The following is a 7775-nucleotide window of genomic DNA, read 5'->3' on the forward strand; positions in this document are numbered from 1 at the left end:
CATCGCCTTTTAGCTTATTCAGCCCAACTTCACATAATTATCAACACAACCTAAGATAAGCATAAAAATCTCTTAAATACTTTTGTACGTCTAAGCCCTCGTTAGACAGTTCTCCAAACCAGTTGTGCAACTCTAAAATTGCCTCTGCCATGTTTTTAACAGAAACGTCATTGTCTTTATCCTGAGAAGTTATTCTCAGATTTTCAAAATCCTTGGTTCCATTCTTTTTTAGTACATATTCTTCTAGAAATTCTCTGTCTTTTCTTATTTCAAACTCAATTCTATTCCTCTCAGGAACGCCATCGAACTCATCCCTCTCCTGCCTCATTCGAGTTCGGATCTTGTCTTGCAAATCCTTGTTTTTTGATAAATCTCTTAGTACAGCTTGCAAAAGGTAAAGAGTTATAAATCTTTGCTGGCCATCTAATATATCTTGGGAAGTGTAAACAAAATCTCCCTCCTTAGATTGCTTAGTATTCCAAACCATACAACCCAAGAAATACTCTTTCTCTTTGTCTCTTTCCATAGCCTTACGAATATCGTCAAGCAAAGTAACTACTTGATGCCTACCCCAAACATATGGGCGCTGATACTCGGGCACGTTGTAGAAGCTATCAGCAGAGAAAATGTCTTTAATGTATTTCTTGCCAGTATCAAGGGTATAGGAAGACATAGGGTTCAACTAGTTTAATGGTTCGAGCTAGCAGTGTATCAATTGTTACGCTGCTTCAAAATTATCTGGCTATTATACTTGCTTCACTAGAAAGCCGTGAGGAATTAATCCAAGGCGCGTATATTAGCGTCGTAGGTGTCTAGATTTATACTCAGTGAGGTTATGTCTGTGACTGCAACTGTAATCTGACCAGTTTTGGAGCCATAAGTTTCCACTTAATACGGCTAAACTCTAATTCTTAAGAATTCTCATCTCGACGGGCATCTGGATCTTCCTCAAACCGCACAATGTCATCTTCGCCCAAATACTCCCCGTTCTGAACTTCGATCATCACAAGCGGAATCACGCCAGGATTCTCGACTCGGTGGGGCGTTCCCATCGGTACATAGGTAGACTGCTTCTGCGTCAGAACCTTTTCCTCTTCATTGCAAATGACCTTTGCCGTTCCAGCGACGACGACCCAGTGCTCGCTGCGGTGATAGTGCATCTGAGTGCTAATGTGATGTCCCGGCTCGATCTCAATGCGATTAATTCGATAACGCTTCCCCTCTTCTAAAAGAGTCACCGTTCCCCAAGCTCGAATGCGCATCAGTTCCGCGTCAGGGAGCGAGGTAGCAGAAACCGGATCGGGGGCGTGTTGGTGTGCCATAAGAATTGCTTGCAACGTGTTTCTTCCATGATGCAGGAAGAAAGGGAATCAATCCGGGAAATCTTTGCAAAGATCGGCATTAGAAATCGAAGTAAATGTATCTGGAGCCGCCTTCAGGCGCAAGTTGCCAAACCGCGTATAAGCAAACGGGAATCAGTAACAGCTTGAGATGCCAAGTCAACTGAACTTTGAGACCCCGTTGGAAGATGTACGCGATTAGCATACACAGCGCGATCGCACCCAGCGCGATCGCAATTTGGGGAAACGTTAGCCCGATCGCTTCTCCATACACTTTCTGAGCAAATTGAATATCAGCAGTCTGTCCCCACAAGCGCTGCACAACAAACCAGGCTTCTTGCACATTGGGCAACCGGAAAAAGATCCACGAGCCAAACACCATCGTTTGCGTCAGCATCCAGGCCAGCAAAATTCCAGGTAAACTTTGCCAAAATCGCTCTAACCAACCGCTCCACTTCGATACTGCTTCTGTGAGACGATGCACTGCCAGCGCCAATCCATGCAGCCCCCCCCAGACGATAAACCCCCAGGCTGCGCCGTGCCAAATTCCCGCAATCAGCATTACAAGGACAAGGTTGATACACGTCCGGCTCAAGCCTTGACGCGACCCTCCAAGCGGAAAGTAGAGGTAATTCCGTAACCATTCTCCCAGCGTCATGTGCCAACGTCGCCAAAAGTCTGCAATGCTAGTGCTGAGGTAAGGAAAATCGAAATTTTCCGGTAACTCGATGCCTAGCAGTAGAGCGCTGCCCCGTGCAACATCCACATAGCCGCTAAAGTCTAGGTAAAGCTGGAGTCCGTACGCAAAAATCACCAGCCACAGGTCGGCACTACCTGCGCGTTGAACGTTGTCAAAACTGAGATTTACCAATACATTTAAGCGATCGGCAATCAATCCTTTTTTGACTGCACCCGACGCAATTAGCCACAGTCCTTCTGTGACCTGTGCAACTTGAAGCGACTTAACCGTTTCTAACTGACTGTTGAAGGGGTGATAGCGCACGATCGGCCCCGAGATTAGCTTGGCAAAGAAGAGCTTATAGGCTGAAAAGCTTAGAAAATTTTGAGCCGCCGGTGCGCCGCGATACACGTCTACTAAATAGGCAATACATTCAAACGTGAAAAAGCTTAAGCCTAGGGGCGCAATCAGGTGAATGTCTGTCCAGTTGGCACTTTGTTGCAGGGCATCCCCCTCCCAAAAGGGCGCGATCGTTCCTAAAATGAACGGCACATACTTAAACCCCAGCAGCAGCAAAATGTTGAGAAAAATTCCGATCCACAACAGTTTGAGGCGTTTTTTATTCCAATCGGCTTGAGCAAACTGCCAATCATCGTTTCTCCAGTTTGCTGGCGATCCGAGCGCTCGCCCCAACACAAAATTGATCAGCGTCGCGACTAATAGCAGGGGAATAAATTGTGCTTGCAGCGATGAATAAAAAATTAAACTGCTTAGAAAAAGCAGCCACGAGCGTAACCACGGTTGCCGGACTGACCAAAAAATTCCAATGACACACAGTAGAAAAACACCGTAGAGGGGGGAGAGGAACTGCATAGGTTAGAGAAATTTTGTCAGTAAATAAATCAGTGAAACATCAGCCGTTACGCACGCACTAGTTTACTGGCTAATTTGATTACGATCGCAGATTTCTCGTCTAATTCTGAAATTAAACCGCAAAAAAGCAGCCCGAAAGCTGCTGTAAAGATACATTTAGGGGTTTCCGTAGAAGCAAATCAAGCCTTCTTGAACCTAATCTTGAAGGTTTATCGCAACTTAATCAGGACTCCAACCCGCACTGGTATTCCCCAGTCTGCCGTCTGAAAATTAGATGTTGAACTCAAGATGGACACTCTAATAACCGTCCTGCCAATAATGGAGCAGCAAAGGGAGTATTCCATAATGGACGCAAGCGTTTAACTGTCCCTATGCCCACACCTTAATTTGGTTGTGGGCAGTTTTATTTTTAGGCCGTTGTCTCTGTTCTTGTCTCTAGGCAACTGAGAGCAGGTTTACGCGAGCAAGAGAGCAGTTTGACTGGCAGCGTTTGTATTCTCAGAAGGTGAGTGAGGAAAATCTGGATAGCTAGAGAATAGCCATATAGACATTTGAAAGGATCGTATCTTACTTTCTTTATCTTTAGGGGCGGAATGTAACCTCTGTTTAGGGCAATGAGCTTTTACAGTAGCATTACTGTTAGAGAGAGAAGACCGTCGTCTTCTCTCTAGATAGCGAACTAGACGGACTAGAAGCGATCTACTCTCTTATCTACCTCCACATCAAGAGTGACTGGTGGCGATTGAACTTTTACTTTTAGAGTCTGGTAATTTGCCTGAATCAGACAACCTGCAAGTAAGCAGATGCCTATGACTGCGGCAATGAAATTCCCACCTCCAGGAGGTTTGCCAGGAGGTTTGACCTCACTATTAGACACCGATTTTTCTTTTGAGAAAATTTGCAAAAGTTCCAGATGGAACATATAATGACTCCAAGATTTAAATTTGCGATCTCCCAGCTTCGGCTAGGGAGATTTTCCATTTCTGGAATAAAACTCTTAACTAAAGCTGGTAGTTGACGAAAGTGATCTCTCTCAACTAGAAAGCACTCTACATCTAGTTGCAATTTGGCGCAACTTAAATCTGCCACCTTACCACTACAAGTGGGGTCATTTTAGATATATAAGCAACTCAAACACCAAATATATAAGAGGTCTTAGAATATTTAAAGCTAATGCAGGAGTAAGTTTTGGCATTTTTATAGAGATAAAAATCCGCTAAAATCTTTTGTCCTAAGAGGTCTTAGAAAACGCTATCTATAAATCTTCCTTATAGATTTTAAGGCAAAGTCCCCTCTCTAAGGTCATAGTTCCCTTATCGGTCAGTTTGAGGGGCCTTCTAGAGCGAATTTAAAGTAAGTAATTATACTCAAAATTAGTAGATCAATACTAAAGTCTCATTGAAGATCTATAAGATTTTCTGTTTGATAGAAATACAGGCAAAAAAGGTTGAAGAAATCAGGGCAGCTACTATGCGATCGCCTAGTGAACTCACAATCGTTCCTATGCCCACAACTAATATGAAGGTGTAGGCAGTTTTATTTGTAGATAATTGTCTCTGTTCTTGTCTCTAAGCAATGGAAAGCAGGTTTACGCAAGTAGGAGAGCAGTTTGACTGGCAGCGTCTGTATTCTCAGAAGGACGCGAAGCAGCAATAGCGTCTTCTAATTGCGTTGGTGCAAGGGGTTCACCTAGAAGGGCGGCGACACATTTTGCACATCCGCATTGAAGCGCAGCAGTTTGACGAGCAGTGGATGTCGAGCCAGTTGTTGACTCAGTTGTTACCTGTTGCGCCACAGTTCGAGGTAAGGCGTAGGCATCTGTTGCACCAGAGTTAACGCTCCAGCCTAAATCCCGCAGAGCGGCTAGAGTCAATATGCTGAGTGGGGTAGCTACTCCCGAACCTTCTGCATAGGGCGTCATGAGTTCTGTGTCATACCGCGTTTCATCCCAGTGAGCAAAGACCTGCGGTTCTACTGGAACTGCAACAGCGCTCGTTTCTCCTAGTAAATCTCCATAAGCATAGCCAGCATAACTGCCTGCGGCATAAGTTGCAGAATTGCGATCGATCCAGTTTTTGCCCATGCTAAATCGAGTTCCATCGTAATCTACAAATTCAACAGGTTCCCAAGCTGTCCCAAAGCCTAAAACGTGGGCAAGCTCATGAATCATGACGTTCCGCAGGTAGAGCGGATTCGAGTTGAAGTCGGCGAATCGGCGGGCGTTGATCGTGCTTGCTCCGCGACGAATGACAAGATCATTGCTCGCACTAATACCAAAGGTGGGTCCTGAAAGCGCTAACGTACTAGTATCAGCTAACCCCGCCTGACCGACTAAACTCTGTCCTGAAATCGTGACCGTTAGATCTCTAAACTCAGTAATGGCGCTGCGGTTGGTAATAATGTTCTCCCAGAATTTTGCTGCCTCTACGATCGCTGCCCGAGCCACCTCCTGCAATCCTTCCAATCCGCTACCGAAGTTCAAGTTCAGGCTAAATTTCTGATCGTCTTGAGCCATCGCTGCGAAGTTTGTAGAGACGCCGTAAGCGGAGGCTTGATCGCGGTAACTCAGCACTTGAATATAGTATGTGCCTGCACTAAGGAATCGTCGGAGCGATTCGTTTGCAGTGCCGCGCTCCCATTGATACGCCAAGACCTCATTGCCATCGATCGCACCATTATTATTGGCATCTTGAATCAATTTAATGTCTGCATCTCCGCTAAGACCCGCTAAATTCGCGGTGAAAACGCCTGACTCGCCTAGACTGAAGCGATAAAAATCGCTCAGATTGCTGCCATTGACCTGATCGCTCACGGTAAAGATGGCTGAGTTCATTGCGATCGCGGTCGATATGCTGTCGCCTTGGCTAAGAGCCGCTGTTGTCTGACCATTGGTTTGCTCTGTCAGCGGACTGGTGCTAGGAATGTTGCCGCCAGAGCTAGTGATAATTGCCTCGGTGGCAGAATCGCTTTGTAACAGAGTGCCTAAGGGCTGCCAATTCAACTCAGTTGTCTGAAATGTCTCTTTACGGGCAAAGCTCCCCTGATTCAGAAACCACCCAGAATTCTCTCCAGTTTTGGTATTGTGCCACAGCAGGTCAAGGCTACCATCGCGGTTGAAATCGGCGATGCTGGTAATTTTCCAGTCCAAGCCTTGGGAAGGCAAGTAAACCGCACGCTCTAACTGAGTGCCGTTCAGAAACCACAGGGCATTTTCTCCGGTTTGGGCATTTCGCCACAGGAGGTCGGAACTATGAGTCGCTCCAACACGCTCCGAAGAAGTGCCATTAAAATCGCCCACGCCTTTGATATCCCAATCTAAACCAACGGTCCCGAGCGACACGGATTGGGAGAAACGAGTTTTGTCAAGCAGCCAGATATCAACCGCACCTGTCTTGCGGTTACGCCATTGAATATCCAGGGAGCGTCCGCCACCCTCTGAGGCCGCGTTGCCAAAATCACCAACGGTCTCGATTTCCCAGTTCAAATCGCTGGTCGTAGGCAAATACACACTTGTACTGAAGCTCGTCCCATTCAGCAACCAGAACGCAGTTTCCCCGGTCTTGAAATTGTGCCACAGCAAATCTAGCTTTCCGTCTTGGTTAAAATCGCCCGTATTGGTAATTCGCCAATTAGTGTCTGAAACGGTTGCTAGGGTTAGTTGTTGAGTCGTTGTGCCATCGATCGTCCAAATCTTGACCTCTCCAGTCCGAGCGTTCCACCAGAGTAAATCATCTTGTTGATTACCGTTGAAATCTCCAGTTCCCGCAAGCTGGTCGTTTGAATCGGCTAGGGTGAGCAGGGCTTGGCTTTTTGGTGTGCTGCCATCAAGACGCCAACTCTGAACTTTGCCTGTTGTTAGATCTCGTCCTATCAGATCGGTGCGACTACTGCTAACCAATGCAGAGCGCTGCGTTGTTGATAAGGGTGGATTTGACGGCTCAAAGTCTGATGGCGATGAAAGTGGGAGGACATTCGTGGTCAGTGGGCTATCGCCTTGCATAGTCCTCCTCTAAGGTGATGGCGTTGGTAATGGCATTGTGTTGATTGAGTTGTTCAAACGCGGTTGAACAAAACTCGAAGCTGGAAAAAACAGATCTGGAAGACCTACGACGTTTATAGCTGTTCACGGCAAACTGCGACGCGCTTTGCGCCCCGACAAAAACTTTAAGGATGATTGCGAAGGTTTGCCCCTAAAGCAAGGTATTAGATTTCAACAGACTAATATTTCAACTGGTTAATGATTTCAACCAGTCAAGAGGGTAGATGCATAGAGTTAACGACTGTACCGACCTAAGAATCAGTAGATTCCTATACCCTGAATTCAATTCTATAGAGTAATCTCCGGATTAAAAGATGAAGATTGAGTGAAGGATTAGAATTTTGTATCTCCTGTGTCAGAGAAGACGCCAAATAAAAGGATAGCGGTAGGCTCGACTGCGGTTATCTAAGCTGTAGATAATCGCGATGATTGGCATGATGAAGCTGGCAACTAGGAGTGCAATGCCTAGTACGATCGCAATAGGAATGCCAATGATACTCGCGGCTAATAGCCCTGCTAAAATTCCATACAGATAGAGATTAATGTGAAAATTAATTGCTTCTTTGGCATTTTCTTTGATTACTGGATCGTCATTAATGAATAAAATAGCGATCGGGATGCCAATCGAGACCAGTAATGAACTGAAGAAAATTGAGCCGTGGCAAAGGGCTGAGAGGAGGCGATGTTGATCAGAGTTTTGCATAGCTATTCCATCGTCAAGTTCTATAGGAGTAATTGAATACGGGTGAAGGAGCAGTTGCGTCTAGATCACAAATCTTAGACTCAAATCTTAGAGGCTGTTTGAAAAGTTTTAGGAGGTATCAACTTAAGCTAATCGTCTAAC

Annotated in this window: 6 protein-coding genes; all 6 read right to left on the reverse strand. The window is 45.7% G+C overall.

Going from position 1 to position 7775, the window contains the following annotated elements; all coding sequences use genetic code 11:
* Positions 1 to 40: 40 nt before the first annotated feature.
* Entirely contained in the window at positions 41 to 673 is a 633-nt protein-coding gene (locus AC5JLB_RS10285; protein ID WP_495873739.1) for a DUF262 domain-containing protein, read from the reverse strand.
* 238 nt (positions 674 to 911) lie between these two features.
* Positions 912 to 1262 carry a cupin domain-containing protein gene (locus tag AC5JLB_RS10290; protein ID WP_495873744.1) on the reverse strand — a complete coding sequence of 117 codons (351 nt, stop codon included), beginning with the start codon at positions 1260 to 1262 and terminating at the stop codon, positions 912 to 914.
* Positions 1263 to 1401: 139 nt separating this feature from the next.
* A complete protein-coding gene (locus AC5JLB_RS10295) occupies positions 1402 to 2892 on the reverse strand; it encodes an MBOAT family O-acyltransferase (protein WP_495873740.1) in 1491 nt (496 codons plus the stop codon).
* A gap of 688 nt (positions 2893 to 3580) precedes the next feature.
* Positions 3581 to 3814: a hypothetical protein gene (locus tag AC5JLB_RS10300; RefSeq protein ID WP_495873741.1), complete on the reverse strand. Its 234-nt coding sequence runs from the start codon at positions 3812 to 3814 to the stop codon at positions 3581 to 3583.
* Between the two features lie 666 nt (positions 3815 to 4480).
* Positions 4481 to 6892, reverse strand: coding sequence for an FG-GAP-like repeat-containing protein (locus AC5JLB_RS10305; protein ID WP_495873742.1), 2412 nt, complete (start codon positions 6890 to 6892; stop codon positions 4481 to 4483).
* 394 nt (positions 6893 to 7286) lie between these two features.
* Positions 7287 to 7634: a DUF4870 domain-containing protein gene (locus AC5JLB_RS10310; RefSeq protein WP_495873743.1), complete on the reverse strand. Its 348-nt coding sequence runs from the start codon at positions 7632 to 7634 to the stop codon at positions 7287 to 7289.
* Positions 7635 to 7775 lie beyond the last annotated feature (141 nt).

The organism is Myxacorys chilensis (assembly GCF_059505265.1).